26 protein-coding genes are annotated in these 25,523 nt (G+C 62.4%); 10 read left to right on the top strand and 16 right to left on the bottom strand.

The window, feature by feature from the left end:
* Window positions 1-129: 129 nt before the first annotated feature.
* From ldtR to DT068_RS19575, 5 genes are all read right to left on the bottom strand, one after another.
* Window positions 130-645, bottom strand: a complete 516-nt coding sequence (gene ldtR, locus DT068_RS19595) for a transcriptional regulator LdtR (protein ID WP_119391563.1) — start codon at window positions 643-645, stop codon at window positions 130-132.
* Window positions 646-861: 216 nt separating this feature from the next.
* Window positions 862-1,125, bottom strand: coding sequence for a hypothetical protein (locus DT068_RS19590; protein ID WP_119391562.1), 264 nt, complete (start codon window positions 1,123-1,125; stop codon window positions 862-864).
* A 173-nt stretch (window positions 1,126-1,298) separates the two neighbouring features.
* The gene (locus DT068_RS19585; RefSeq protein WP_119391613.1) at window positions 1,299-1,634 is read right to left on the bottom strand and encodes a cupredoxin domain-containing protein; all 336 of its coding nucleotides are present in this window, start codon (window positions 1,632-1,634) and stop codon (window positions 1,299-1,301) included.
* A 54-nt stretch (window positions 1,635-1,688) separates the two neighbouring features.
* A complete protein-coding gene (locus tag DT068_RS19580) occupies window positions 1,689-2,354 on the bottom strand; it encodes a hypothetical protein (RefSeq protein WP_119391561.1) in 666 nt (221 codons plus the stop codon).
* Between the two features lie 331 nt (window positions 2,355-2,685).
* Window positions 2,686-3,390: a hypothetical protein gene (locus DT068_RS19575; protein WP_119391560.1), complete on the bottom strand. Its 705-nt coding sequence runs from the start codon at window positions 3,388-3,390 to the stop codon at window positions 2,686-2,688.
* Between the two features lie 126 nt (window positions 3,391-3,516).
* Here DT068_RS19575 and DT068_RS19570 point away from each other — a divergent pair, with 126 nt between their 5' ends.
* From DT068_RS19570 to DT068_RS19560, 3 genes are all read left to right on the top strand, one after another.
* Window positions 3,517-4,368, top strand: a complete 852-nt coding sequence (locus DT068_RS19570; RefSeq protein WP_162914319.1) for an extensin-like domain-containing protein — start codon at window positions 3,517-3,519, stop codon at window positions 4,366-4,368.
* A 90-nt stretch (window positions 4,369-4,458) separates the two neighbouring features.
* Entirely contained in the window at window positions 4,459-5,454 is a 996-nt protein-coding gene (gene hemB, locus DT068_RS19565) for a porphobilinogen synthase (protein ID WP_119391612.1), read from the top strand.
* Between the two features lie 56 nt (window positions 5,455-5,510).
* On the top strand, window positions 5,511-7,265 hold the full coding sequence (locus DT068_RS19560; RefSeq protein WP_438816446.1) for an adenylate/guanylate cyclase domain-containing protein: 1,755 nt from the start codon (window positions 5,511-5,513) through the stop codon (window positions 7,263-7,265).
* Between the two features lie 39 nt (window positions 7,266-7,304).
* On the opposite strand, the gene DT068_RS19555 is transcribed toward DT068_RS19560, so the two are convergent.
* The gene (locus tag DT068_RS19555; protein WP_119391558.1) at window positions 7,305-8,057 is read right to left on the bottom strand and encodes a sulfite exporter TauE/SafE family protein; all 753 of its coding nucleotides are present in this window, start codon (window positions 8,055-8,057) and stop codon (window positions 7,305-7,307) included.
* A gap of 12 nt (window positions 8,058-8,069) precedes the next feature.
* Window positions 8,070-8,942: an NAD(P)-dependent oxidoreductase gene (locus DT068_RS19550; protein WP_119391557.1), complete on the bottom strand. Its 873-nt coding sequence runs from the start codon at window positions 8,940-8,942 to the stop codon at window positions 8,070-8,072.
* Between the two features lie 100 nt (window positions 8,943-9,042).
* On the opposite strand from DT068_RS19550, the gene DT068_RS19545 reads away from it, so the two are divergent.
* The 5 genes from DT068_RS19545 to DT068_RS19525 all read left to right on the top strand — a co-directional run bounded on the left by DT068_RS19545 (window position 9,043) and on the right by DT068_RS19525 (window position 13,357).
* Window positions 9,043-10,287: a threonine ammonia-lyase gene (locus DT068_RS19545; RefSeq protein WP_368904833.1), complete on the top strand. Its 1,245-nt coding sequence runs from the start codon at window positions 9,043-9,045 to the stop codon at window positions 10,285-10,287.
* Between the two features lie 102 nt (window positions 10,288-10,389).
* Window positions 10,390-10,644, top strand: coding sequence for a GlsB/YeaQ/YmgE family stress response membrane protein (locus tag DT068_RS19540; protein ID WP_119391555.1), 255 nt, complete (start codon window positions 10,390-10,392; stop codon window positions 10,642-10,644).
* A 186-nt stretch (window positions 10,645-10,830) separates the two neighbouring features.
* Complete coding sequence (locus tag DT068_RS19535) at window positions 10,831-11,559, top strand: arginyltransferase (RefSeq protein ID WP_119391554.1); 729 nt, start codon at window positions 10,831-10,833, stop codon at window positions 11,557-11,559.
* An 88-nt stretch (window positions 11,560-11,647) separates the two neighbouring features.
* Window positions 11,648-12,559, top strand: coding sequence for a DMT family transporter (locus DT068_RS19530; RefSeq protein ID WP_119391553.1), 912 nt, complete (start codon window positions 11,648-11,650; stop codon window positions 12,557-12,559).
* Window positions 12,560-12,649: 90 nt separating this feature from the next.
* The gene (locus DT068_RS19525; protein ID WP_162914318.1) at window positions 12,650-13,357 is read left to right on the top strand and encodes a hypothetical protein; all 708 of its coding nucleotides are present in this window, start codon (window positions 12,650-12,652) and stop codon (window positions 13,355-13,357) included.
* Here the strand turns inward: DT068_RS19525 and DT068_RS19520 are convergent.
* Entirely contained in the window at window positions 13,344-14,126 is a 783-nt protein-coding gene (locus DT068_RS19520) for a hypothetical protein (protein ID WP_119391551.1), read from the bottom strand. The genes DT068_RS19525 and DT068_RS19520 overlap by 14 nt on opposite strands.
* A gap of 121 nt (window positions 14,127-14,247) precedes the next feature.
* Complete coding sequence (gene parC / locus DT068_RS19515; protein ID WP_119391550.1) at window positions 14,248-16,491, bottom strand: DNA topoisomerase IV subunit A; 2,244 nt, start codon at window positions 16,489-16,491, stop codon at window positions 14,248-14,250.
* A gap of 105 nt (window positions 16,492-16,596) precedes the next feature.
* Between parC and DT068_RS19510 the strand changes: the two genes are divergently transcribed.
* Both DT068_RS19510 and DT068_RS19505 read left to right on the top strand, forming a co-directional pair.
* Window positions 16,597-16,857 (top strand): CopG family ribbon-helix-helix protein, encoded by a 261-nt coding sequence (locus DT068_RS19510; RefSeq protein ID WP_119391549.1) that lies wholly within the window; start codon window positions 16,597-16,599, stop codon window positions 16,855-16,857.
* Entirely contained in the window at window positions 16,854-17,171 is a 318-nt protein-coding gene (locus DT068_RS19505; RefSeq protein WP_119391548.1) for a type II toxin-antitoxin system RelE/ParE family toxin, read from the top strand. Before DT068_RS19510 ends, DT068_RS19505 begins: the two co-directional genes overlap by 4 nt.
* A gap of 1 nt (window position 17,172) precedes the next feature.
* Here the strand turns inward: DT068_RS19505 and DT068_RS19500 are convergent, their stop codons facing one another.
* Genes DT068_RS19500 through DT068_RS19470 form a run of 7 tightly spaced genes read right to left on the bottom strand, consistent with a single transcriptional unit; the run spans window position 17,173 to window position 25,506 of the window.
* Window positions 17,173-18,840 (bottom strand): ribonuclease J, encoded by a 1,668-nt coding sequence (locus DT068_RS19500; protein WP_119391547.1) that lies wholly within the window; start codon window positions 18,838-18,840, stop codon window positions 17,173-17,175.
* A complete protein-coding gene (locus DT068_RS19495) occupies window positions 18,837-19,577 on the bottom strand; it encodes a biotin--[acetyl-CoA-carboxylase] ligase (protein ID WP_162914317.1) in 741 nt (246 codons plus the stop codon). Before DT068_RS19495 ends, DT068_RS19500 begins: the two co-directional genes overlap by 4 nt.
* Before the next feature lie 5 nt (window positions 19,578-19,582).
* A complete protein-coding gene (gene nuoN, locus DT068_RS19490) occupies window positions 19,583-21,019 on the bottom strand; it encodes an NADH-quinone oxidoreductase subunit NuoN (protein ID WP_119391610.1) in 1,437 nt (478 codons plus the stop codon).
* A gap of 4 nt (window positions 21,020-21,023) precedes the next feature.
* On the bottom strand, window positions 21,024-22,535 hold the full coding sequence (locus DT068_RS19485) for an NADH-quinone oxidoreductase subunit M (protein ID WP_119391545.1): 1,512 nt from the start codon (window positions 22,533-22,535) through the stop codon (window positions 21,024-21,026).
* A complete protein-coding gene (gene nuoL, locus DT068_RS19480) occupies window positions 22,535-24,577 on the bottom strand; it encodes an NADH-quinone oxidoreductase subunit L (RefSeq protein WP_119391544.1) in 2,043 nt (680 codons plus the stop codon). The genes DT068_RS19485 and nuoL overlap by 1 nt, the downstream gene beginning before the upstream one ends.
* Before the next feature lie 9 nt (window positions 24,578-24,586).
* On the bottom strand, window positions 24,587-24,895 hold the full coding sequence (gene nuoK / locus DT068_RS19475) for an NADH-quinone oxidoreductase subunit NuoK (RefSeq protein WP_119391543.1): 309 nt from the start codon (window positions 24,893-24,895) through the stop codon (window positions 24,587-24,589).
* Window positions 24,896-24,897: 2 nt separating this feature from the next.
* The gene (locus tag DT068_RS19470) at window positions 24,898-25,506 is read right to left on the bottom strand and encodes an NADH-quinone oxidoreductase subunit J (RefSeq protein ID WP_119391542.1); all 609 of its coding nucleotides are present in this window, start codon (window positions 25,504-25,506) and stop codon (window positions 24,898-24,900) included.
* Window positions 25,507-25,523 lie beyond the last annotated feature (17 nt).

Genomic DNA, 25,523 nt, shown 5'->3' with positions numbered 1-25,523 from the left:
GCCCGGAGCCTTCTCTAGCGGCCAAATGGGGCACGACTGGGAAATGGCGCAAATTCTCCGCCACTATGGCAAAAAAGCCACACCGATCGGAGATCGGCATGGCTTTGTTGGCTGATTATGAAACGGCTGTTACAGCCGGTAGAGAATCTGATCGGTCCAGAAGCGCTCGAGGCGGGTGAGCGCCTTGTTGATGCGCTCGAATTCCTCAACCGAGAGTCCGACGACTTCCTCTACCGAGTGCAGCTGGCGGTTATAGAGCTGGTCGACCCGCTCGCGGATCGCCTGGCCCCGGGGCGTCAGCCGGACCCGGACCGAGCGCTTGTCCGAATTGGAGCGCTCGTGATTGACATAGCCCGCCTCGACAAGCTTCTTCAGATTGTACGAGACGTTCGAGCCCTGATAATGGCCGCGCGTCTTGAGCTCGCCCGCCGTCAGCTCGGAATCGCCGATATTGAACAGAAGCAGGGCCTGGACCGGATTCACCTCCGGCGCGCCGGCGCGTTCAAAATCGTCCTTGATGACGTCGAGCAACCGGCGATGCAGCCGTTCGATCAGGGTCAGGGCTTCCAGATAGCGATGCTTGATCTGCTCTCGCCCAGCTTCAACCCCAGCAGGGCGCACGCCCCCCACAGTTTGAGTACGCATTTTACCACCTCAGCCTTGTTAGCGGAGACAGCTTCTTTTGGCCGTTCTCCTTATGGCGCGAGACTAGGCTTCGGCTCTTAAAAACGGATCAAAAAGGTGGGTAAATTTGTTCTTATATTTCGGCGGATTTGCCGCTTTGTCGATTAGAGTTGACGGAGTCTTGTTAAAGACTTTCGCCAGACTTAACAGGCATTTCCAACCAATCCGCTATATCAGCTATTGGGTAAGGTAAACAGTCTGGTCCTTGCGCTGGCGATTGCAGTTCCCGTAGGCCGCGCCAACAGGCTGGCTCATAGCTTCTTGCGCCTTGATTTCTGACGCTGGGTTAGACTGCGCGGCCGGCTCGATCACAACGACCGGCGGCGGTGCCGCTTCCACGGTCTTCAAGCCGGCGTGGCTCTGGTGCTGCTCGCAGGCCATGGCCGGAACCGCGAAGGAAGCGACAGCGGCAAGAGCGAGGGTGGGAAGGACATGTTTCATCGGCTGAACTCCTTTCCGTTGATCGAGATTAACCCAGAATGGCGGCGATGGCTTCAGGTGTTGGGCTCACGTGTCCGTGATCATGCGCGTCACCGGGCCCGGGTAATCGCGACGCTTTCGTCTTCTTGCGCATCGGCTTGCCCGAAAAGTCTGCAACCTTTCGGGCCGATGCGTCAGTCAACCTTCACCGCCGCCTGCATATTGGGATGGCGCTTGCAGAAATAGGTGAAGCGGCCCGCGGCATCGAAAGTGTGGCTGAAGCTGCCGCCCTTGGTGAAGAAGCCCGAATCGAAGTCCTGAGCGGCCTTGCCGGGCTTGCCTGCGGTGACCGAATGCTCGATCGCATCGTCATTGGTCCAGGTCACGGTCGTGCCTTTCTTCACTTCAAGCTCCTTTGGCTTGAACTGGAAAAGCTTGATGTCGATTTTGGCCGTCTCGCCGGCAAGAACGGGCGAAGCGGTCAGATAAGCCACGGCGAGAAGTGCGGTGGCGATCAGTCTGGCGCGCATGTTCCACTCCATTCGACCGGGGCGGCAGCCGCCCCGGTCCTCGGGCTTTTGGGATCAGTTGGAAGCGAACTTGTCGGGGAACTGCGCGGCGATCGCGTCCGCCAGCGGATCGGCGATCATCTGCATGTGATGGGACGCTGCGCGGATCTTCTCGAAAGCAAGCTTGTAGTCGCGGCTGGCCTGCGCATCGACCACTTCCTTGAGCGACACGATATGCGTCTTCACCAGTTCGGCCACAGCCTCCTTCGGCAGAGCGGGCGTCGCCGAATTCAGGAAGGCGCCGAAGTCGTCGGCATATTGCAGCAGGTCCTGCACCGCCTTGTCCTGCTTCTTCTTCGAGCCTGCAGCCTTGGCCAGCGTGTAGTCCACGAAGAAGCCGATATGCTTGCGCCACAGCGGCAGGAACGCATCGCCGGCATCCTTGCCATAGACCGAGCCGATGGCGCCGGCGAGGTCTTGCGAATTCTTGTCGAGCGCGCCGGCGGCGGCATCGAATTCGGATTTGCGTCCGCGCAATGCGGCCTGGGTCGCGGCGGCAGCCAGCGTCGCATGCTCGCCCAGAAGCTGGTTGAGCGCCACGCGCAGATTGGCAGCGGCCATGCCGTGCATCTCGGCGGCAACGGCAGAGGGCGTACCGGCCACATCCATGCCAATTACGCCGGTGACGGCGACCGCGGTGCCGAGCGCCAGCGCCGCAAGCGTTGATTTGAAGCTCTTCATGATCGTCTCCTGATGTCTCGGTGATGTGAGGTTTCGTCCCGCACATCGCCGATAACGGATCGATCGGCGGCCAGGATGCTGATAGGCCGTTCACAAAGATTTGCAGGTGATGATCGCAACCCGAATGGGATTCATCCCGTATCAGGTCCTCCGGAAGCGCGGCGCGGAGCTCGTCCCCTCAGACAAGCCCCGCATAGATAACGCTCAGGTCAGATCATATCGATCTGACCTGAGCGTTATCGAAAATCAAAGAAGTGGCGTGCGATCGGACGGAAAACCGGTATCCACTTTTCCTGATCGCGCGCCTCCCCCGCTCTCCCCTTGGAGCGTGTCAGTTCCTGGCGATATTGAAGTATTCGGCGCGCACCAGCTGGCGGCTGCTGGCGTCGCAACTCCTCGCCTCAGCCTGGTTGCGGGCACGGCGCAGCGTGTTGGCAACGGCAGGTCCGCCAAAGGCGGCAAGCGCCGCCTTGTGCCGGCGCACGATCGCCACCCAGAAAGCGCGGATATCGCGGCGCGAGAGATACTCGCAGCGCCGTTCGACATAATAGGCAAAGGCCTGGCGGCCATAGCCCGCAAGGCTGACCCGGCGAGGCGGCGGCTCGGGCTGGCGGATATTGCGGCGCTCGACCGGCTGCGGGACGTCGTCGTCGGCAACGACATTCGTTCTCGTTTGCCGAACGGCGGCCATGGCCTGGCGCGCCGCGGCCAGCGTGGCGCCGATCTCGCTTGCGGTCGCCGGCGAGCAGGTCGAGCTGCTGCCAAGCGTCCTTCCCACCGAGATCGTCGACTGGATCTCCGACACAGAATGACGGGCGGCAGCGGCCACTTCGGCGCGCGCCAGATAGGAATTCAGCTCGTCGGCATCGCTTGCCGGCAGGACCTTGCATTTGCTGTCGGCGGCACGGCTCTTGGCCAAAAGGCGCAAGGCGTCCATCTGGCCCATGACCTCGCCGGCGTGCGGCCCGGACGAAACTGTCCAGAGCGGCAGGCTGAGCAAAGGCAGCGTGATGAAGAACTTCGTAAGCCGCAGCATTCCACCGACCCCTGTCCTGCAGAGCCTTCCGGGCCCGCTTTCGCCCTTGAAAGGCCCTATTCCACTGCGACGGAGAGGGTAGAAGGCTCGTTAATTCGATTCAAAGGCCGGGGGTAAATTCCACGTTTGGTTAACGAAATACACGCGCAGCCCAACCGTGCCGCCGGGCTATTTGGCCTGGCGCTGGCGTTCCTCGCATCGTGCACCTCGCTGGCCCTGGCAAGCGCGCCCATCCCCCGCGCCAAGCCGGCTTTGCCGCTCGAGGCCTCGGCGGGCCTGGAGCCCACAACCATCCCCCTGCCGCGGGCAAAGCCAGCCAGGCCGCCCGCCGGCGATGTGGGCAATGCCCCTCCTGCGCCGCAGCGGAGCTGGCCCAAGAGCGCCGGAGCGTGGCCCAAGGCCGAGGTCCTCGCCGCCCGGACCGCCTGCGAGAGGATGCTCAAGGGCCTCGACATCATCTGGCGGCCGGACCAGCCCATCGGGGAACCGGGCGGTTGCGGCACGCCGGCCCCCATCGCCATCGCCGAAGTCGCCCAGATCCGCATCGACCCGCCGGCAACGGTCAACTGCCCCTTCGCCGCGGCGCTGCATGACTGGCTCTCCCAATCGGTGCAGCCCCTGGCGCGCAAGCAAATGGGTGCCGGGGTCATCGGCATCCGCAATGCCTCATCCTATGCGTGCCGCAGGCGCAACAATGCCTCGCGCGGCAAGCTCTCCGAACATGCGCGCGCCAATGCGCTCGACATCGCCGCTTTCGATTTCAGCAGGAAGGCGCAGATCACCGTGGCCGGCGGTGCGAGCGGCCTGCTGCAGAAAATCGGGCTGTCGGGCAAGGGCAATTTCATGAAGGCGGTGCGCAAAAGCGCCTGCACCTATTTCAACACGGTGCTGGGGCCCGGCACCGACCGCTATCATGGCGATCATTTCCACGTCGACCTGATGAAGCTGCGGCCCGGCCGCTTCAAGATGTGCCGGTGAGGCCGGGGGCAATCCCTCTTTTTTGTCGCATTGCTGCCTCGAAAAACCGGTTCCCACTTTTTCCCGCAATGCTTTAGATTGCGCGCCACCATGACCAATGCCCGCTTTCCCACCACCCGCATGCGGCGCAACCGGCGGACCCCCTGGTCGCGCCGGCTCGTCGCCGAGAACGTCCTGACACCAGCCGATTTCATCTGGCCGATCTTCATCGTCGAGGGCACCAGGCAGCGCGTGGCCGTTCCTTCGATGCCTAAGGTCGAAAGGTTGTCCGTCGATCTCGCCGTCAAGGCGGCCGAAGACGCCGCCAGGCTCGGCATTCCGGTGATCGCCCTCTTCCCCTATACCGACCCGTCGCTGCGCAGCGAAAACGGCGATGAGGCTCTCAACCCCGACAATCTCGTCTGCAAGGCGGTGCGGGCGATCAAGAAGCACGTGCCCGAGATCGGCGTGCTCTGCGATGTGGCGCTCGACCCCTATACCAGCCACGGCCATGACGGCCTGCTGCGCGGCGGCGAGATCGTCAATGACGAGACACTCGACGTGCTCGTCAGACAATCCCTGGTGCAGGCGGAAGCCGGCTGCGACATCATCGCACCTTCCGACATGATGGACGGGCGGGTCGGCGCCATCAGGCAGGCCCTCGACGCCAAGACGCTCACCCATGTGCAGATCATGGCCTACAGCGCCAAATATGCGTCCGGCTTCTATGGCCCCTTCCGCGACGCGGTCGGCTCGACCGGGGCGCTGACGGGCGACAAGCGCACCTATCAGATGGATCCCGCCAATGGCGATGAGGCCCTGCGTGAGGCCGAGCTCGACATCGCCGAGGGTGCCGACATGATCATGGTCAAGCCGGGCCTGCCCTATCTCGACATCGTCACGCGCATCAAGCAGGCATTCCGTGTGCCGACTTTCGCCTATCAGGTGTCGGGCGAGTATTCGATGATCATGGCAGCCTGCGAGAACGGCTGGCTCGATCCCGACAAGGTCATCCTGGAGAGCCTGATGGCCTTCAAGCGCGCCGGCGCGGACGGCATTCTCACCTATTTCGCCATGGATGCGGCCAGGCGGTTGAAAGACATATAGCCCGCTCGCCATTGTTGACCTCGCAGCCGCGCGAGAGGATACTTGCGCCTACGATGATGCAGCAACCCGCCGTGCAGCGCCGCTTGATGGCCATCGTTTCCGCCGACATGGTCGGCTACAGCCGCCTCATGGAACTCGACGAAGCCGGAACTTTGGCGAGACTCAAGACCCACCGGCTCGAGCTCATCGACCCCGCCATCGCCAAGAATCATGGCCGCATCGTCAAGACGACCGGCGACGGCATGCTGGTCGAGTTCGTCTCGGCGGTGGACGCGGCCGAATGCGCGGTCGAGGTCCAGCGCCGCATGGCACGGCGCAATGCCGATATCGAACCCGAGCGGCAGATCCGGTTCCGCATCGGCATCAATATCGGCGACGTCATCATCGAGGAAGACGATGTGCTCGGCGACGGCGTCAATATCGCGGCCCGGCTGCAGACCCTCGCCGAGCCGGGCGGCATCAGCGTCAGCCAATCGGTCAGGGACGAACTCGCCCACAAGCTCGATATACGTTTCGAGGATCAGGGCGAGCAGCCGATGAAGAACATCTCGCGCCCGCTCAAGGTTTTCCGCGTCGTGCTCGACGAGCTTGCCGCCTCGCCCCTCCCCCAGCCTCCGCCATCGGTGAGTGACGGAGGCCAGAATTCGATCGCCGTCCTGCCCTTCGTGAATATGAGCGGCGATCCCGACCAGGAATTCTTCGCCGACGGATTGACCGAGGACATCATCACCGCCTTGTCGCGCTTCCATGACCTCCTCGTCATCTCGCGCAACTCGACCTTCGTCTACAAGGGCAAGGCGGTCAATGTGCAGGACGTGGCCAAGGCCTTCGGTGTCCACTATGTGGTTGAAGGCAGCGTGCGCAAGGTCGGCAACCGGGTGCGCATCACAGTCCAGCTCATCGACGCCCGGACCGACAGGCACATATGGGCCGAACGCTATGACCGCGAGCTTGCCGACATTTTCGCCATGCAGGATGAGGTCACCTCATCGATCGTCGCAACCGTGTCGGGCCGGGTTGAAGCGGCCGTGGTCGAACGCGTGCAACGCAATCCCACCGACAACATGCGTGCCTATGAGTGCCTTCTGACGGCAAAGGTGCTGCATCACCGCTCCACCGCCGATGCCAATGCCGAGGCGCAGAAAATGATCGAGAGAGCGATCGAGCTCGATCCCAAATACGCGCATGCGCATGCCTGGCGCGGCTGCATCGTCGGGCAATCCTGGGTCTATAGCTGGTGCGGGGACCGCGAGAAGGCCTGGAACACCATCGTCGAGGAACTGGGCATCGCTCTCAATCTCGACGACGATGACAGTGACGTGCATCGCATCCTGGCGGCAATCAATCTCAACCGCGGCGACCATGATATGGCGCGCCATCATCAGGAGCGCGCCCTGGCGCTCAACCCCAACAACGACCTCATCGTCGTGCAGCAGGGCGAATACCTGACCTGGATCGGCAAACCTGAGGAAGGCATCGACTGGATCAGGAAAGCGATGCGGCTCAATCCGCATCATCCCGAAAGATTCTGGAACCATCTGGGCCGCGCCTACTTCGTCGCGCGGAAATATCCGGAGGCCGTCGAAGCGTTCCGCCATATCAGCACACCCGACAAATTCCATCATGCCTTTCTCGCCGCCGCATTGGCCATGGCAGGCGACCCGGCCGCAGCGGAGCAGCATCGAAAGCAGGTGCTGGCCCTAGACCAGACTTTCACCATCGAGGGTTATCTGGCGACACTTCACTACAAGCGTCCGGAAGACGCCGCGCATCACCGCGAGGCGCTGCTGCGCGCCGGGCTGCCGCAATAAATCCTCCGGCGCCCGGGCCACGGCGCTCACGCCGATGTGCTAGGCTTGTGCCATGACCGCGTCGTAAATCAGCTTGAGCGAGACGAGGAACAAGGCGCCGATCACCAGCCGGTAGAAGAGTTCCTGCGGGATGACGCGGGTGAGCCTGACGCCGGCGAAGGTCGCAGCGATGGCAAAGGGAAACAACGCCGCGACCGTCTTGAGATTGGCGAGCGAAAGCTGGCCCAGCGCCCAATAGGGAACGAGCTTCACCGCATTGACGATGGCGAAGAGGATAGTGGTGGTGCCGGCATAGATCATCTTGTCGAGGCGCTGCGGCAGCACATACATCTGATAGGGCGGCGCCCCGGCATGGCTGACGAAGCTGGTGAAGCCCGACACCGTGCCCCAGAAGACACCGCGCGGAATATCGGCCTGGTGCGGCGCCACCGCGTGCCGGCCACGCAGCCAGTAGTTGAGGCTGAAGGCGAGGCCGATAAGGCCGACGAAAAGCGTCACCAGCCATTCGGGCACGATGGACGCCGTGGCCCAGCCGATGGCAACGCCCAGTGTCGTCGCCGGCACCAGGATCATGAGGTTGCGGCGATCGAACTCCCGCCGGTAGGCCCATAGGCCAAACATGTCGGTTACGACGAAGATGGGCAGAAGCAGGCCTGCGGCATGGACCGGCGATGTCGCCAGTGCCAGCACCGGCACACCCAGCATGCCCACCATCGGAAGGCCGCCTTTCGAAGCCCCCACCAGGACAGCGGCAATGAGCGCCACCGCGTAGAAGAACAGGCCTCCGTCCATTCCGGCCCGGTCCTATTTCCGCAGCCTCGCGATCAGGCTCGACGTGTCCCAGCGCCTGCCGCCCATCTTCTGCACATCGGCATAGAACTGGTCGATGAGAGCCGTGACCGGCAGCGAGGCGCCATTGTTGTTGGCCTCGGCCAGGCAGATGCCGAGATCCTTGCGCATCCAGTCGACGGCAAAGCCGAAATCGAACTTGTCGGCGATCATCGTCTTGTGGCGGTTATCCATCTGCCAGGAGCCTGCGGCGCCTTTCGAGATCACCTCGATCACCGCCTCCATGTCGAGGCCGGCCTTCATGCCGAAATTGATCCCTTCCGAAAGGCCCTGGACGAGGCCCGCGATGCAGATCTGGTTGACCATCTTGGCGAGCTGGCCCGAGCCCGGGCCGCCCAGGAGCCGGCACATGCGGGAATAATGCGCGATGAGGGGCGCAGCCTTGGTGAAATCGCCTTCCTCGCCGCCGCACATGACCGTCAGCACGCCATTCTCGGCCCCGGCCTGACCGCCCGAGACCGGGGCATCGACGAAGCCCAGACCCTTGGCCGCGGCTACCGCATGCAGCTCACGCGCCACATCGGCGGAAGCCGTCGTATGATCGATGAACACCGCCCCCTTCTTCATCGCCTGGAAAGCACCGTCCTTGCCGATCGTGACCTGGCGCAGATCGTCGTCATTGCCGACGCAGGCGAAGACGAAATCAGCGCCTTTGGCCGCCTCGGCAGGCGTCGGCGCCGCCTTGTCCTTGAACTGGCCGGCCCATCTGGCAGCCTTCTCGGCTGTCCGGTTGAAGACCGTGACCGGAACGCCGCCCTTGCTCTTGAGGTGGCCGGCCATCGGATAGCCCATGACACCGAGACCGATCCAGGCTGCTGTGGGACTCATTCTTCACTCCATGTCGCGGGTTGACGCCGGAACGGCGGATAGAGGTGGTGGAAGGAGCCGATAGATATTAGAAACTGGCTGCAAATACAATTCGTCGGGGATGGGAATGACGGTCACTTTCAAGGACATCGAGACGGCGCGCGCTACGCTCAAGGGCAATGTCGTGCGCACCCCCCTGATCCGGGCGCCGAAGCTATCCGAGATCACCGGCGCCGACATCCATGTGAAATTCGAGAACCTGCAGGTCACCAGCTCGTTCAAGGACCGCGGCGCCTACAACAAGATGTCGAGCCTCACCGAGGCCGAGAAGGCGCGGGGCGTCATCGCCATGTCGGCCGGCAACCACGCCCAGGCGGTCGCCTATCATGCCAGGCGTCTCGGCATTCCGGCTACCATCGTGATGCCGCAGACCACGCCTTCGACCAAGGTCGAGCGGACGCGCGCGCATGGCGCCGCTGTCATCCTGTCGGGCGAGACGCTGGCCGACAGCCAGGTGACCGCCGAGGCCCTGGTCAAGGAAAAAGGCTATCTCCTGATCCATCCTTACGATGACGATAAGGTTATCGCCGGACAAGGCACGATCGCGATCGAGATGCTGGAAGACGAGCCGGACCTCGACTGCATCGTCGTGCCGATCGGCGGCGGCGGCGTCATAGGCGGCATAGCGATCGCCGCCAAGCATGTCCGGCCCGGCATCGAGATATTGGGGGTCGAGGTCAAGCTCTATCCCTCGATGTATCATGCCTTGCGCGGCCAGCCTGCCCGGTGCGGCGGCTCGACCCTTGCCGAAGGCATCGCGGTCAAGAACGTGACCGAGCGGACCATCGCCATAGCCAAGCAATATGTGGACGATGTGCGGCTCGTCGGCGAAAGCGACATCGAGCGCGCCGTCATGGCTTATCTCACGCATCAGAAGACACTGGCCGAGGGTGCCGGAGCTGCCGGGCTTGCGGCAGTGCTTGCCGATCCGGCCCATTTCCGCGGCCGCAAAGTGGGGCTCGTTCTGTGCGGCGGCAATATCGATCCCCGCATCCTCGCCTCCGTCATCCTGCGCGAGCTTGAACGCGAGCACAGAATCGTCAATCTGCGGATCCAGATCGACGATCGTCCGGGCGTGCTCGGCCGGATTGCCACTCTCCTCGGAGAGCTCGGCGCCAATATCCTCGAAGTCTCGCACCGGCGGATGTTTCTCGACGTACCAGCCAAGGGCGCCGAGCTCGAGATCATGCTCGAAACCCGCGACGGACCGCATGCCGACGAGATCGTGGCGCGGATCGAGGCGGAAGGATTCCCCACCCGTGTCCTCGATGCGCCGGGCGGGCGCGAAACAGGCCGGCGGAACTGATCCACCCGGCCCCGCGGTTGAATCTTGTGCAGTCCCCAAAGGAAGGGCAGACTACGCGGGCAGTCCGCTTTTGATTCACATTTCGACTAGAGGGGAAGTGCCATGGAAGGTTTTGGCTGGATCATGACCATCATCCTCGGCGCCATCGCCGGATGGATCGCTGAGAAGGTGATGAAGTTCGAGACGGGCCTCTTGATGAATATCGTGCTCGGCATCGTCGGCGCGATCCTCGGCAATTTCCTGCTGGGGCTGCTGGGTTTGAGCTTCGGCGGCATCGTCGGCCAGCTGATCGTTGCCGTGGTCGGCGCCTGCATCCTGATCTATGTCTACCGGCTCATAAAATCGAACCAGGCCTGACTGCCCGGGCCGGATGACGAGGGAACTGCCGGCTGCCCGGCAGTCGCGACTGAAGCTCGCCGGTAGCCATGCCGGCGAATTTTCAAGCATGCGCTCCAGGACCAGCAGTTGTAACATGTCAAGCCTTGCATCTGCCACAAGCGGCGGCAAAATAGGCCCCATGAGCAACAGCGCAGGACTGCCCCGGTGACGATCGAACGGCGAAACTTTCCGCAGTTCTTCATCACGGCGCCCGCACCCTGCCCCTATCTGCCGGGCCGTATCGAACGCAAGGTCTTCACCCATCTGATCGGCACCGAGGCCCGCCAGCTCAATACCCAGCTGTCGCAAGCCGGTTTCCGGCGCAGCCAGAACATCGCCTACCGGCCGGCCTGCGACGGCTGCTCGGCCTGCGTGTCGGTACGCGTCTGCGTCAAGGAATTCTCGCCGTCGCCCTCCTTCCGCAAGATCGTCAAGGCCAATGCCGATCTCAAAGGCACGGTCAGGCCCGCCAAGGCCACGGCCGAACAATATTCCCTGTTCCGCGGCTATATCGACGAGCGCCATGCCGATGGCGGCATGGCCGACATGACGGCGCTCGACTTCGCCGCCATGGTCGACGACAGCTTCGTCGATACCCGCATCGTCGAATACCGCTCATCCAATGATATCGGGGAGAATGCGCTGGTGGCCTGCGTCATCACCGATGTGCTCACCGACGGGTTGTCGATGATCTACAGCTTCTATGAGCCGGACCTCGCCCATCGCAGTCTTGGCACATATATGATCCTCGACCACATCGAGCGTGCCGCCAAGCTCGGCCTGCCCTTTCTCTATCTCGGATACTGGGTGCAGGGCTCGCGCAAGATGAGCTACAAGTCACGTTTCCTGCCACAGGAAAGACTGACGATCGACGGCTGGATCCGTCACCTTTAATCGCTGAATACAATTTTAAGAGAACTCGCCGCGTAACACCATTTTAACGTGCAACATATAACGCTGAGTTATCCAGACCGGGGTTTGTATGGGACTTACTTTCCAATCGGCCGGCGACGACCATCGCCGCGGGCTCCTGCTTACCGCGATCGGCGCGGTTCTGTTCACGTTCGATGTTCCGCTGATCCGCCTCGCGGCGTCCGACAAGTGGACATTGATGTTCGCCCGTGGCTTGCTGTTGTTCCTCGCGATGACGGTGCTGTGGCTCATCTTCCAGCGCGGCTGGCGTGGCGGCGTCACCTATATCAGCGGTATCGGCGGGATCATCGCTGCCATCAGCAGCACGCTCGCCAATCTCATGTTCCTCGCCGCGGTAACCGAGACCACGGCCGCCAATCTCGTTTTCATCATCGCGCTCAATCCGGTGATCTGCGCGCTGCTCGCCTGGATGGTGCTGCGGGAACGCGTCGCCTGGCAGACCTGGATCGCCATCGTCCTGGCGCTCACGGGCGTCGGCATCATCGTATGGAACGGCCTGACCGTCGGCACCTTCGAGGGAGATCTGCTCGCCTTCGGCGTGGCGACCTGCATGGCGATCACGCTCACCGCCGCGCGCTGGAGCGGCAAGAACATCATGACGAGCCTCGCCATCGGGGCGCTCGTCTCGGCCTGCATCTCGGCTTTCTGGGCGCAGCCCGCCGCTCTTCCGGCGGTGAGCTGGGGCTGGCTCGCCGTCAACGCCCTCCTCATCGTGCCTGTTGCAATGGCGCTCCTCGCCCTCGGGCCGCGCTACCTGCCCGCCCCGGAAGTCGCTATGTTTTTCCTGCTCGAGCTGATCCTGACGCCATTCTGGATGTGGCTCGCCTTCGGTGAGCTTCCGACCCGGGAGGCCCTCGTCGGCGGCATCATCGTCTTCCTCACCCTGCTCGGCCACAGTATCTGGCGGCTGTCGACGGCCGCCCGCCCCGGCACGCGGCCGGTCCAGATGACCGCCATGTGAGGAGTCTGTTCGAATTTTACCAAAATCTTCATGACTCCTTGCGGGCATTGCTTAATCGGCCCGATATAGCTGCTTCCTAAAAGGGGAATCATGACAAGCTCGTTGACCGATCCGCTAGGAGCCGCCCGCGTCGTCGTCCATATGCTGGAAAAGGCGGCCGAATTCGGTCTCACGATCACCTGCTCGTCGGATTTCGACGAGTTCATCGAGGTCAGGCATGGCCGGCGCGGCGGTGCCGTATCGCCGATGTTCGATCCTGCCATCACCCAGCTCGACAATTCGCGCGCCTTCTGGATGCAGGCCCTGCTGAACGGAACTGACGTCGTGTCGCTGCAGGCCTTCCGGCTCGATATCGTCCACACCAATCTGGCGGAGTGGGCGCTGGGCTGGATGGCCGGGCTCTATATCAAGCGCCAGGAGCTGGTGATGCCCTCTTCGATCGAGCCGCCCGAGCATTCGCGCTCGCGCCTGCTCAAGGGCGGCCTTGTCTATCATGGCGAAGCCTGGATCGACAACAAGGCGATGAAGAAGCGCGAATGGTTCGACCATTTCCTCAAGCTCGGCATGCTCATCTCGCTGATCAAGTGGCATCCCGACGCCGTGTGGGCACTGACAAGCAAGGCCTTCGTCACCCATGGTCTCGTGGCGCGCGCCGGCTATGGCCTGCAGGAGCGCGGCTTCCTGAAATGGCATGAGGAATGGCAGCCGTCGGGCGCCGAGCCGACCGAATGGCTGATGGTGGCGGAGCGCAACCACCTCGAATTCCTCATCGCCGAGGAAGCGTCTAAATTACCTTGATATCGACAGGGCCGACCTTGGAGACAACCACGACGCCCTTGCGGTTGTCCTCAAAACGATGCGGCAGGATCACGCGCTGATAGGGGCACCAGAAGACGGTGGCGTCCGGCGCCGACATGGCCGCCATGATGTGGTCGTAGTGCGGCCTGTCGGTCATGACGACCTTGCGATAGGCGGCGCTCACCACCTGATGATAAGAGTGGCCGTTGAGACAGGGGAACGACACGGGGTTCATGCCCCAGAGGCGCGCGATCTCGGACTTCTGCCCGACCCGCTCGACACTGAACATTCCCGATGCTTCATCGAGAACGACATCAACACCGAATTTCGGATTGATGACGCCTTCATCGAGCGCCGTCTTCAACAGATCCGGAATATTGGCGCGATGCGGATCGGCTTCGGTCACGAAAGTGTGGCGCGTCAGATGGATGTCGCTCTTGCCGATGATGATGTCGATGCGGTTACGCGCGGCATTCACATCGTTGTATTTCTCTTCAAACCAGCCCGACAGATAGTAGCGCAGATTGTAGGGGCCGGGAAAAGTGTGCAGCCATTCCATGGCGAAATAGAGCGACGCCCAGTTGGGCGCGAAGACCGACCACTCGATCTGGGTGCCGCGCTGCGAGCTCTTGATCTTGACGAAGCCCTGGCGGTCTAGCAGCTCAAACTCGGGCGCGCCGCCATGCGCGAGCGCTTCCTGTGGCGCCAGCGGCTGGCCCCGGTAGATCCAGGAAACTTCAGGCTCTGTCGTAGCGCCTGGGCTGCGCATAATGAGGGTACTCCAAATCCTTTCCGCGCCTTTTCCACTATGCCTTATAGCTGTAGTAAACAGCCAAGTTTTTCAAGGAACGGATTGAATATTCCATTAATGCGAAGATGTTTAGGATATCTTAACCAAACTTGTTGGACTTCGGAAAGCCCTTAGGCGGCAGCCTTCCGGCCTGCGCCCGCTCCCCGACCCACTCCTTGAGATCGGTCACGTTGAATGTACGTCCGGAAGCGTCGGTCCATTTCAGCCCTTCCTTGAGGTTGAATCCGACCGCATCGGACAGACCACCGTCCTTGAACTTCTGCAGCCTGACGCCTTTTCCGCGTGTCATTTCAGGTACTTCCGAGCGTTTGAAGAGCAAAAGCTTGCGGTTCTCGCCGATCGCGGCGATGTGATCATCCGCATCCCCCAGAACAGCACAGACCTGCGCTTCAACCGGTAGTTTTACATTCAAAACCTGCTTGCCCTTACGGGTATTGGCCAGGCATTCGTCCTCATTCACGATAAAGCCCGCGCCATCGCTCGCCGCCACCAGGAGCTTGCGCCCGGCGCGGTGGACGAACAAGGCGACGATCTGGTCGGTGGCCTCGAGATCGGCCATCAGGCGGACCGGCTCGCCGTGACCGCGCCCACCGGGCAATTTTGCCGCGTCCAGAGTGAAGAACTTGCCCGATGAGGCGAACAGCATGATGCTGTCGGTGGTCTCCGCCTTCACAACGAACTTGCCGCTGTCGCCATCCTTGTAGACGAGGCTCGACATATCCTCGAGATGACCCTTCATGGCGCGGATCCAGCCCTTCTCGGAGCAGACGACGGTGACCGGCTCCTTCTCGATCATCGCCTGCTCGAGGTCGAGATCGATCTCCGGCGCCTGCGCGAATTCGGTGCGCCTCCTGCCGATGTCGGTCTTCTTGCCGAACTTCTCCTTGGTCTCCTTGATCTCGCCCGCGATCTTCTCCCATTGGGCATCGTCGGACTTGACGAGTTTCTTGAGGCCCGCCTCCTCCTTCTTCAGCGCGTCATGCTCGCGGCGGATCTCCATTTCCTCGAGCTTGCGCAAAGCCCTGAGGCGCATATTGAGAATGGCTTCGGCCTGGGTATCGGTGAGCTTGAAGCGCTTCATCAAGACGGGCTTCGGCTCATCCTCGGTGCGGATGATGCGGATCACCTCATCGAGATTGAGATAGGCGATGAGATAGCCGCCGAGGATATCGAGCCTGCGGGCGATCTCGGCCAGGCGGAAATTCGAGCGGCGGACGAGCACGACCTTGCGGTGGTCCAGCCATTCGCGCAGCACGTCGCGCAGCGACATGACCTTGGGCACGCGGCCTTCCGAAAGCACGTTCATGTTGAGCGGAATGCGCGCCTCGAGCTCGGTATTGCGGAACAGCTGCTCCATCAGGAGCTGCGGGTCGACGGTGCGACTCTTCGGCTCGAAGACGATGCGGATGTCTTCGGCCGATTCATCGCGCAGGTCGGCAAGCAGCGGCAGCTTCTTCGCGGTGATGAGCTCGGCGATCCGCTCGATCAGCCGGCCTTTCTGCACCTGATAGGGAATCTCGGTGACGACGATCTGCCAGGTGCCGCGGCCCAGATCTTCCTGGCTCCAGCGGGCACGCACCCGGAAGGCGCCGCGTCCGGTCTTGTAGGCATCGAGGATGGTGGCCGCGTCATCGACAATGATGCCGCCGGTCGGGAAATCCGGGCCCGGCACCAGCTTCACCAGCTTGTCGACCGTGGCATTGGGGAACTTGATCAGATGCAAGGCGGCGTCGCAGAGCTCGGCCGCATTGTGCGGCGGGATCGAGGTCGCCATGCCGACGGCGATGCCGGACGAGCCATTGGCGAGGAGATTGGGAAAGGCGCCCGGCAGCACAACCGGCTCGCGGTCCTCGCCATTATAGGTGTCGCGGAAATCGACCGTGTCTTCATCGATGCCCTCGAGCAGCGCCATGGCGACATCGGTGAGGCGTGCCTCGGTGTAACGATAGGCGGCGGCATTGTCGCCGTCGATATTGCCGAAATTGCCCTGACCTTCGATCAGCGGATAGCGCACCGCGAAATCCTGGGCGAGGCGCACCAGCGCGTCATAGACGGCCTGGTCGCCATGCGGATGGTATTTGCCGATGACGTCGCCCACCACGCGGGCGCATTTCTTGAAGCCCGAGGCCGGGTCGAGCTTGAGGAGCCGCATGGCATAGAGCAGGCGCCGGTGCACCGGCTTGAGGCCATCGCGCACATCCGGCAGCGCCCGGTGCATGATGGTCGAGAGCGCATAGGCCAGATAGCGCTCTTCCAGCGCATCGCGCAGATTGATGGATTCGATGTCTTTCGGCCCTTGCGGGGGCGGTGCGTGCTTGCTCATGATTCGCTCAGTATAGCAGAGGGGGGAATGCGAGAATCAGCGTGGAATTGCGGGCAGAAATGAATATGTGCTAGGATGTGTACATACTAGCACAAGGCTTTCAATATGACAGCAAGCACTACCATGACCATTCGGGTCAGTCCTGAAGTCAAACGAAAGCTCGACCGACTGGCGAGCAATACCCGGCGGAGCAAATCCTATCTCGCAGCGGAAGCCGTTTCCGCCTATGTCGACCGGGAACTTGAAATCATCGAAGGCATCAAGCGCGGACTGGCCGATGTTGAGGCTGGGCGGGTTGTTCCACATGATGAAGCGATGACAGAAGTATATGACGTCATCAAAGCCGCAAAGGTCGGCAAGAAGTGAAGCGGCCTGTTCAGTGGTCGCGCGCGGCCCTGGATGATCTCAAGGAGCAAATTGCCTATATCGCAGCCGATAATCCGGCAGCGGCCCTCCGTGTAGCTGATCGTATCCGCGACACTGGTACGGCGCTTGGCAAAATGGCTGTCGGCCGACCGGGGCGCATGACGGGTACCTATGAAAAACTGGTCACCCGCCTGCCCTATGTCGTTGCCTATGCGATAACAATGCATGGCGGTAGTGAAGTCATTCCGATCCTGCGTGTAATTCATACATCTCGCGACTGGCCTGCTAACGAATGGCCGGATAGGAGCCGTTAACTCACAAACGGTGCAGGAGCACCCGGCAGACGGGCTTCTTGCCCCATTCGGCATCGCAGGCGCGGCGGACCGCGATGCGGATGGTCTCGATCACCGTCTCGTCATTCTGGCGGCGCGGCCGCGGCATGGAGTCGAAGGCCTCCTCCGCCACATCCTTGAGCTTTTCGCCGAGTCCGGCCGGCAGGCCATCCGTGACGAGACCGATCTCGGTGAAGAGGCCCAGCTTGCGGTCGATCACCAGGCTCGCCACCACGATGCCGACGAAAGACAGCTTGCGGCGATGCCGCGCCGGCCCCTCGACCGCCGGCACGATCAGCTTGCCATCGACATGGAGCCGGCCGGCCGGCGCCTCATCGACGATGTGAACCGGACCCGGGCAAAGGCGGATGAGATCACCATTCTCCGCCATCACGGTTTCTTCGATGCCGGCCTCCTCGGCAAGCTCCATGTGGCGCAGCAGATGGCGCGGCTCGCCATGCATGGGAACGACAGCGCGGGGCTTCAGCCATTGATAGAGAAGCTTCAGCTCGTCCTGGCGCGGATGACCCGATGTGTGGACGAGCGCATCGTCGGAGGTGACCACATCGACGCCGAGGCGGGCGAGGTTGTTATGGACGGCGCTCACCGCCTTCTCATTGCCGGGGATGGTCTTGGAGGAAAAGATCACCAGATCGCCGTCATCGAGGGCGATCGCTGGATGGTTGTCATCGGCGATGCGGGCAATGGCGGCGCGCGGTTCTCCCTGGCTGCCGGTGCAGAGCAGCATGACCTTGTCGCGCGGCAGATAGCCGAAGGCTTCCTCCTCGAGAAAGCTGCCGGCGTCGCGCAGATAACCACAGGCCCGCGCCGCCTCGATCGTCTGGCGCATGGCGCGCCCGGCAATGACGACCTCGCGGCCGGCCCGGCGGGCGGCGGCGACGGCTGCCGAGATGCGCTCGACATGGGAGGCGAAAGTGGTGATGGCGATGCGGCCCGTGGCTTCGCCGACGATGCTCTCCAGCGTCGCCGACACCTCGGCCTCCGAGACGGAGAAGCCCTCACGGAACACATTGGTCGAGTCGCAGATGAGCGCGTCGACGCCCTCCTCCCCGATCGCCCGGAAGCGCGCTTCATCGAAGGGGCCGCCCATCACCGGCGTACGGTCGATCTTCCAGTCGCCCGAATGCAGCACCCTGCCCTGCTTCGTCTCGATGAGGAGCGCGGCGGGCTCGGGTATGGAATGGGTGACGCTCACATATTCGAGGTCGAACGAACCCACCTTGAAGCGCGAGCCCACCGGCTTGATGCGCACCGTCACATCTTCATCGAGACCGCGTTCTTTCAGCTTGCCGGCCAGGATCTGGGCGGCGAAGGGCGTGCAATAGACCGGGCAGTTGAGCTGCGGCCACAGCCAGGCGACGGCGCCCAGATGGTCCTCATGGGCATGGGTGAGCACCAGGCCGGACAGCCGGCGGCGCTCGCCGATGATATGGCCGAGATCGGGCAGCACGATGTCGATGCCGGGCTCGGTCTCGTCGCCGAATTTGACGCCGAGATCAACCATCAGCCATTCGCGGTCATCGGCCGGACCGATGCCGTAGCAATAGCAGTTCATGCCGATCTCGCCGACCCCGCCCAAGGGCAAAAGGACGAAGTCGTTGCTATGGTCGAATTTCTTCTTGGCGTTCATGACCGGCGCACCTGAACCTCGCCGGAATGGATCGGCCTCAGGCTGCCATCGGGCAAAGCGAGAATCATCGCACCATCATCGCCCAGATCGGCAAAAGTGCCACGCACATCCGTCTGGTTGATGGTGGCCTGGAATTCCTGGCCAAGGCCCGCCGCATGGGCAAGCCAGGCCTTGCGGATCTCAGCGAAGCCCTTGCCCTCCCGCCAGACCGACAGCCAGTGCGTGAGAAAGCGGTCGAGCTGGTCCAGGCCTTCGCGGGGCGTGACCCTGGCGCCATGCCGCACCAGCGCGGTCACCGGATAGGGCGTCCCTTCCGGGGCATGGACGATATTGAGGCCCATGCCGAGCGCCACCGTGATGCGCCCGTCCGCCGATTGGGCCACGGTCTCGGGCAGGATGCCAGAGAATTTGGCGCCGGCCAATTGCACGTCATTCGGCCATTTGATGCCAATGGATGGCGCGCCCCGCGGCAGAACCGCAAGAGCCGTGTCGCGGATCGCGAGCGCCGCCACGAAGCCGATCTGGCTGGCGGTCAGCGCCGTGCCGGTGAGCGTGAAGATGAAAGTCGCGTAGAGATTGCCGGGTTCCGACACCCAGTGGCGGCCGAGCCGGCCGCGGCCCTGCGACTGCAGATCGGCGATGATCCACAAGGGACCGCGCTCACCCTCCTTCGCCAGGCGATGGGCTTCGGCATTGGTCGAGTCGATGGCCTCGAAATGGAGGAGTCTGCCCGCCAATCCCATCAGAACAAGGATGCTGCCGCAGCTTCGGCCAGGCTGTTCAGCGGCTGCGGGAAGAGTGCAAAGAGCAGGACGAAGAGCCCGGCCAGCACCACCACCGCCTTGACCTCGGTGACCATGGGCTCGAAGCGCTCGGCCGGCTCATCGAAATACATGAGCTTGACGATGCGGATGTAATAGACCGCGCCCACGACGCTGGCCAGCACGCCGATGACGGCAAGCGTCACCAGGTTGGCTTTGATCGCCGCCATGAAGATGAAGTACTTGGCGAAGAAGCCTGCCAGCGGCGGGATGCCGGCGAGCGAGAACATGAACACCGCCAGGAAGAAGGCGTGCAGCCCGTTGGTGCGGGCGAGCCCGGCGAGATCGCTGATCGTCTCGACCTGCCCGTCCTTGCGGCGCATCGCCAGGATGCAGGCGAAGGTGCCGAGCGTCATGATCAGATAGATCGTCATGTAGATGACGACGCTGCGCACGCCTTCGGGGCTGCCGGCGGCGAGGCCGATCAGCGCATAGCCCATATGGCCGATCGAGGAATAGGCGACGAGCCGCTTGATGTTGGTCTGGCCGATGGCGGCGAAGGCGCCGAGCACCATGGAGGCGATCGAGATGAAGACCAGGATCTGCTGCCAGTCGGGCAGCACGCCTGAGAACGGCGCCAGCATGGCGCGCACGAAAAGCGCCATGGCGGCGATCTTGGGGGCGGCGGCGAAGAAGGCGGCAACCGGCGTGGGTGCCCCCTCATAGACATCGGGCGTCCACATATGGAAGGGCACGGCCGAGACCTTGAAGGCAAGGCCGGCAATGAGGAAGACAAGACCGAAAATGAGGCCGAGGCCCGGCTCGCCTGCAGCCAGCGCCCTGGCGATCTCGGGAAATGCCACGTGGCCGGTGAAGCCATAGATGAGGGATGCGCCATAGAGCAGCATGCCCGAAGAGAGCGCGCCCAGGACGAAATATTTGAGACCGGCTTCAGAGGACTTCGCCTTGTCGCGATCGATGGCGGCGACCACGTAGAGCGCCAGCGACTGCAATTCGAGGCCCATATAGAGCGCCACGAGGTCATTGGCCGAGATCATGATCATCATGCCGGCGGTGGCGAGGAGCACGAGTATGGGATATTCGAAGCGCTCGATCTTCTCGGTCTTCATGAAATTGACCGAGAGCACGATGGCGACAGCCGAGCCGAACAGCGTCAGCACCTTCATGAAGCGGGCGAAGGTGTCGATGACGAGCGAGCCGCCAAAGGCCTCCTGCCGTCCTTCGCCGCCCCAGATCACCATCGCCACGGCGATGCCCAGCACGACGATGGCGGCGATATTGACGATATCGGCCGATTTCTCGCGGAAGACGCCGAACATGAGCAGCGCCATTGCCGCCACGACCAGGAAAATCTCCGGCAGCGCCGCGGTACCCTGGATATGATCGAGAAGTGACATCATCTTAGAGCCCTGCCGCCGTGATTGCGCCCGCCGCGGCAAGCGATTTCTGGACGCCCGCCATCAGGCTCTCGACCGACGATCCGAAGACATCGAGGATGGGCGATGGATAGACGCCGAAGAAGATGGTGAGCAGGATCAGCGGCACCAGAGCCGCGGCCTCGCGCGGCGTCATGTCCGTGATATGCCTCAGACTCGCCTTCTCCAGATTGCCGAACACGACCCGGCGATAGAGCCACAGCGCATAGCCCGCCGACAGGATGACGCCGGTCGCGGCGAAGAAGGCCACCCAGCTGTTGTTCTGGAAGGCGCCCAGGATGGTGAGGAATTCGCCGATGAAGCCCGACGTGCCGGGCAAGCCGACATTGGCCATGGTGAAGAGCATGAAGGTCAAGGCATAGAGCGGCATGCGGTTGACGAGACCGCCATAGGCAGCGATCTCGCGCGTATGCATGCGGTCATAGACGACGCCGACGCACAGGAACAAGGCGCCCGAAACGAGCCCGTGCGAGATCATCTGGAACAAGGCGCCATCGATGCCCTGGCGCGTCATGGTGAAGATGCCCATGGTCACGAAGCCCATATGGGCGACCGACGAATAGGCGATCAGCTTCTTCATGTCCTCCTGCATCATGGCGACGAGCGAGGTATAGATGATGGCGACGATCGACAGCGCGAAGACCAGCGGTGCGAACTGGTCGGAGGCTATCGGGAACATCGGCAGCGAGAAGCGCAGGAAGCCATAGCCGCCCATCTTCAGGAGGATCGCCGCCAGGATGACGGAACCGGCCGTCGGCGCCTCGACATGGGCGTCGGGAAGCCAGGTATGGACCGGCCACATCGGCATCTTCACCGCGAAGGAGGCGAAGAAGGCAAGCCACAGCCAGGTCTGCATCCCGGCCGGGAAATTCGCGTTCTTGTAGAGGACGGCGATGTCGGTGGTGCCCGAGAACCAGTACATGGCGATGATGGCGAGCAGCATCAGCACCGAGCCGAGCAGCGTGTAGAGGAAGAACTTGAAGCTCGCATAGACGCGCCGCGGCCCGCCCCACACGCCGATGATCAGGAACATCGGGATGAGGCCGCCTTCGAAGAACAGATAGAACAGCACCAGATCGAGCGCGCAGAACACGCCGATCATCAGGGTTTCCAGCACCAGGAAGGCGATCAGATATTCACGCAGGCGCGTCGAAACCTGCCAGCTCGCCAGGATGCAGATCGGCATCAGCAAAGTGGTGAGGATGACGAACAGCATCGATATGCCGTCAACACCCATATGGTAGGAGGCGGTATCACCGAGCCAGCCGACCTTCTCGACGAACTGGAAATCAGGATTGCGGACGTCGAAATAGTGCCAGATCAGCAGCGACAGGACGAAGGTGACGACCGTCGTCCACAGCGCCGCCCAGCGCATGTTGCGCAAGGCGACCTCGTCATTGCCGCGGATCGCCAGCACGAAGGCGGCGCCGATCAGCGGCAGGAAGGTGACGACCGATAGAATAGGCCAGCCGGACATCAGTGCGCGCTCCCAAACATGAACCATGTCACGAGGGCGGCGACACCAATCAGCATGGCGAAGGCATAGTGGAACAGATAGCCGCTTTGCAGCTTGACGACCCGCTGGGTCACATCGACAACCCGGGCCGAGACGCCGTCAGGCCCGAAACCGTCGATCAGCCAGCCATCGCCGCGCTTCCACAGGAAACGGCCCAGCCATTTGGCCGGATTGACGAAGATGAAGTCGTAGAGCTCATCGAAATACCACTTGTTGAGCAGGAACTGGTAGAGCGGCCAATGCTGCTCGGCGAGCTTGCCCGGTATGTCGGTGCGGCGGATGTAGAACTGGTAGGCGAGCGCGAAGCCCAGCACCATCGCGACGAAGGGCGACCATTTCACCCAGGCCGGGACATGATGCATCTCCTCGATGATCTTGTTCTCCGGGCCCCGGAATATCCCCTGGGCCCAGAAATGCACTTCATCATGGCCGATGAAATAGGGCGCGAAGACGATGCCGGCGAGGAGCGCGCCCGCCGCCAGGATATAGAGCGGCGCCATCATCACCTGGGGCGATTCATGCACATGGCTCATCACCTCGGACGTCGCCCGCGACTTGCCATGGAAGGTCAGGAACATCAGGCGCCAGGAATAGAAGGAGGTGCAGAAGGCGGCGACCACGAGGAGCACGAAAGCAAAGCCCGCCGCGGCCGCATGGGAGGTGAAGGCGCCCTCGATGATCGCGTCCTTGGAGAAGTAGCCTGCCGTGTAAGGAAAGCCGGTCAGCGACAGGGTGCCGATCAGCATCATTGCCCAGGTGACGCGGATATGCGGGGCGAGGCCGCCCATCTTGCGGATGTCCTGCTCGTTCGACATCGCATGGATGACCGAGCCTGAGCCCAGGAACAGCAGCGCCTTGAAGAAGGCATGGGTGAACAGATGGAACATGCCCACGCCATAGGCCCCTACCCCCATGGCGACGAACATGTAGCCGAGCTGCGAGCAGGTCGAATAGGCGATGACGCGCTTGATGTCGTTCTGGACCAGGCCGACAGTCGCGGCGAAGAAGGCGGTGATGGCGCCGACGACGATCACCACATCGCGCGCATGCGGCGCCAGCTCATAAAGGGGCGACATGCGGGCGACCAGGAAGACGCCCGCCGTCACCATGGTTGCGGCATGGATCAAGGCGGAGACCGGGGTCGGGCCTTCCATGGCATCGGGTAGCCAGGTGTGCAGGAGGAATTGCGCCGACTTGCCCATGGCCCCCATGAACAGGAGGAGGCATATGGCGGTCAGCACGTCGAACTGCCAGGACAGGAATGTCATGGTCTTGCCGACCTGCTCGGCGGCACTCGAAAAGATCGTATCGAACTCGATCGAGCCGAAGATGAGGAACACGGCGGCGATGCCGAGCAGGAAGCCGAAGTCGCCGACCCGGTTCACGATGAAGGCCTTGATCGCCGCGGCATTGGCGGAGGGCTTATGATACCAGAAGCCGATCAGCAGATAGGAGGCAAGACCGACGCCCTCCCAGCCGAAGAACATCTGCAGCAGGTTGTCGGAGGTCACCAGCATCAGCATCGCGAAGGTGAACAGCGACAGATAGGCGAAGAAGCGCGGCTGATGCGGATCGTGGCTCATATAGCCGATCGAATAGATATGCACAAGCGAGGAGACGGTGTTGACCACGACCAGCATCACCGCCGTCAGCGTGTCGATCCGGAAGGCCCAGTTGGCGTTGAGGGCGCCGGAATTCACCCAGCGCAGAACCTCGACCTTCATGGGCTCTGCTTCATGCATGTACTGCCAGAAGGCCACCCAGGAGAGGATGGCCGAGATGACGAGCAGGCCCGAGGTCAGATAGGCGGCCCAGGGCGTGGGATAGGCATGATGGGCGTGGTCGTCATGGCCATGATCGTCATGAGCATGAGCGTGGCCCGCATGCGCATCGTCATGGCCATGCGAATCGACAGTGCTCCCCATCATGCGGAAGGCTTGCGTGCCGAGAAGGCCCGCGATGATGGCGCCGATAAGGGGGAGGAAGACGATGAGCTGATACATGATGCGGCGTCAGCCCTTCATGAGATTGATGTCTTCAACCGCGATCGAGCCGCGGTTGCGGAAATAGACGACGAGGATGGCAAGGCCGATCGCCGCCTCGGCGGCGGCAACGGTGAGCACGAAGAGCGCGAAGACCTGGCCCATCAGGTCGCCCAGATAGGCGGAAAAGGCGACGAAGTTGATATTGACCGCGAGCAGCATGAGCTCGACCGACATCAGGATGATGATGACGTTCTTGCGGTTGAGGAAGATGCCGAACACGCCGATGGTGAAGAGGATGGCGGCGACGGTGAGGAAATGTCCGAGCGTGATGGTCATGTTCAGATCCCCTGCCCCGGCTTGACCTGGCGCACTTCGATGGCGGTGGCCGGGTTGCGGGCCACCTGGTCGGCGATGTTCTGGCGCTTGACGCCCGCCTTGTGGCGCAAGGTGAGCACGATGGCGCCGATCATGGCGACGAGCAGCACCAGCCCCGCCACCTGGAAGTAGAAGAAGTATTTCGTATAGAGGATCAGGCCCAGGGCTTCGGTATTGGTGACGCCGCCGGGCGCAATGGGCTCGGCGATCTTGCCGGCCTCGGAAGAGAAGTTCCAGGTGCCGAGCACCAGGATGAGCTCGACCAGAAGGATCAGGCCGATAGCGCCGCCGATCGGCAGATAGCTCAGCATGCCGCGGCGCAATTCGGTGAAATCGACGTCGAGCATCATGACGACGAACAGGAACAGCACCGCCACCGCGCCGACATAGACGACGACCAGGATGAGCGCCAGGAACTCGGCACCCGCCAGGATGAAGAGCCCCGCCGCGTTGAAGAAGACGAGGATCAGGAACAGCACCGAATGGACCGGGTTGCGCGATGAAATGACCATCACCGCGGCGGCGCAGGCCACCACGGAGAACAGATAGAAGAACAAGCTCGCGACCGTCATAGTCCCCTCAATCCTCG

This window comes from Taklimakanibacter lacteus (assembly GCA_003576695.1).
GTDB lineage: Bacteria > Pseudomonadota > Alphaproteobacteria > Rhizobiales > Aestuariivirgaceae > Taklimakanibacter > Taklimakanibacter lacteus.
The sequence above is the reverse complement of the archived record's forward strand: the minus strand, read 5'-3'. Positions and strand labels throughout refer to the sequence as shown.

Coding starts and splice junctions, on each gene's coding strand:
- DT068_RS19550 (WP_119391557.1), bottom strand. CDS start 8,942: ATGAGTCCCACAGCAGCCTGGATCGGTCTCGGTGTCATGGGCTATCCG.
- ldtR (WP_119391563.1), bottom strand. CDS start 645: ATGCGTACTCAAACTGTGGGGGGCGTGCGCCCTGCTGGGGTTGAAGCT.
- parC (WP_119391550.1), bottom strand. CDS start 16,491: ATGAGCAAGCACGCACCGCCCCCGCAAGGGCCGAAAGACATCGAATCC.
- nuoK (WP_119391543.1), bottom strand. CDS start 24,895: ATGACCATCACGCTCGGACATTTCCTCACCGTCGCCGCCATCCTCTTC.
- DT068_RS19555 (WP_119391558.1), bottom strand. CDS start 8,057: ATGGACGGAGGCCTGTTCTTCTACGCGGTGGCGCTCATTGCCGCTGTC.
- DT068_RS19585 (WP_119391613.1), bottom strand. CDS start 1,634: ATGCGCGCCAGACTGATCGCCACCGCACTTCTCGCCGTGGCTTATCTG.
- DT068_RS19470 (WP_119391542.1), bottom strand. CDS start 25,506: ATGACGGTCGCGAGCTTGTTCTTCTATCTGTTCTCCGTGGTGGCCTGC.
- DT068_RS19520 (WP_119391551.1), bottom strand. CDS start 14,126: ATGCGCAGCCCAGGCGCTACGACAGAGCCTGAAGTTTCCTGGATCTAC.
- DT068_RS19545 (WP_368904833.1), top strand. CDS start 9,043: ATGGGAATGACGGTCACTTTCAAGGACATCGAGACGGCGCGCGCTACG.
- DT068_RS19590 (WP_119391562.1), bottom strand. CDS start 1,125: ATGAAACATGTCCTTCCCACCCTCGCTCTTGCCGCTGTCGCTTCCTTC.
- DT068_RS19500 (WP_119391547.1), bottom strand. CDS start 18,840: ATGAACGCCAAGAAGAAATTCGACCATAGCAACGACTTCGTCCTTTTG.
- DT068_RS19560 (WP_438816446.1), top strand. CDS start 5,511: ATGCAGCAACCCGCCGTGCAGCGCCGCTTGATGGCCATCGTTTCCGCC.
- DT068_RS19540 (WP_119391555.1), top strand. CDS start 10,390: ATGGAAGGTTTTGGCTGGATCATGACCATCATCCTCGGCGCCATCGCC.
- nuoL (WP_119391544.1), bottom strand. CDS start 24,577: ATGTATCAGCTCATCGTCTTCCTCCCCCTTATCGGCGCCATCATCGCG.
- hemB (WP_119391612.1), top strand. CDS start 4,459: ATGACCAATGCCCGCTTTCCCACCACCCGCATGCGGCGCAACCGGCGG.
- DT068_RS19510 (WP_119391549.1), top strand. CDS start 16,597: ATGACAGCAAGCACTACCATGACCATTCGGGTCAGTCCTGAAGTCAAA.
- nuoN (WP_119391610.1), bottom strand. CDS start 21,019: ATGTCACTTCTCGATCATATCCAGGGTACCGCGGCGCTGCCGGAGATT.
- DT068_RS19530 (WP_119391553.1), top strand. CDS start 11,648: ATGGGACTTACTTTCCAATCGGCCGGCGACGACCATCGCCGCGGGCTC.
- DT068_RS19580 (WP_119391561.1), bottom strand. CDS start 2,354: ATGAAGAGCTTCAAATCAACGCTTGCGGCGCTGGCGCTCGGCACCGCG.
- DT068_RS19525 (WP_162914318.1), top strand. CDS start 12,650: ATGACAAGCTCGTTGACCGATCCGCTAGGAGCCGCCCGCGTCGTCGTC.
- DT068_RS19575 (WP_119391560.1), bottom strand. CDS start 3,390: ATGCTGCGGCTTACGAAGTTCTTCATCACGCTGCCTTTGCTCAGCCTG.
- DT068_RS19485 (WP_119391545.1), bottom strand. CDS start 22,535: ATGTCCGGCTGGCCTATTCTATCGGTCGTCACCTTCCTGCCGCTGATC.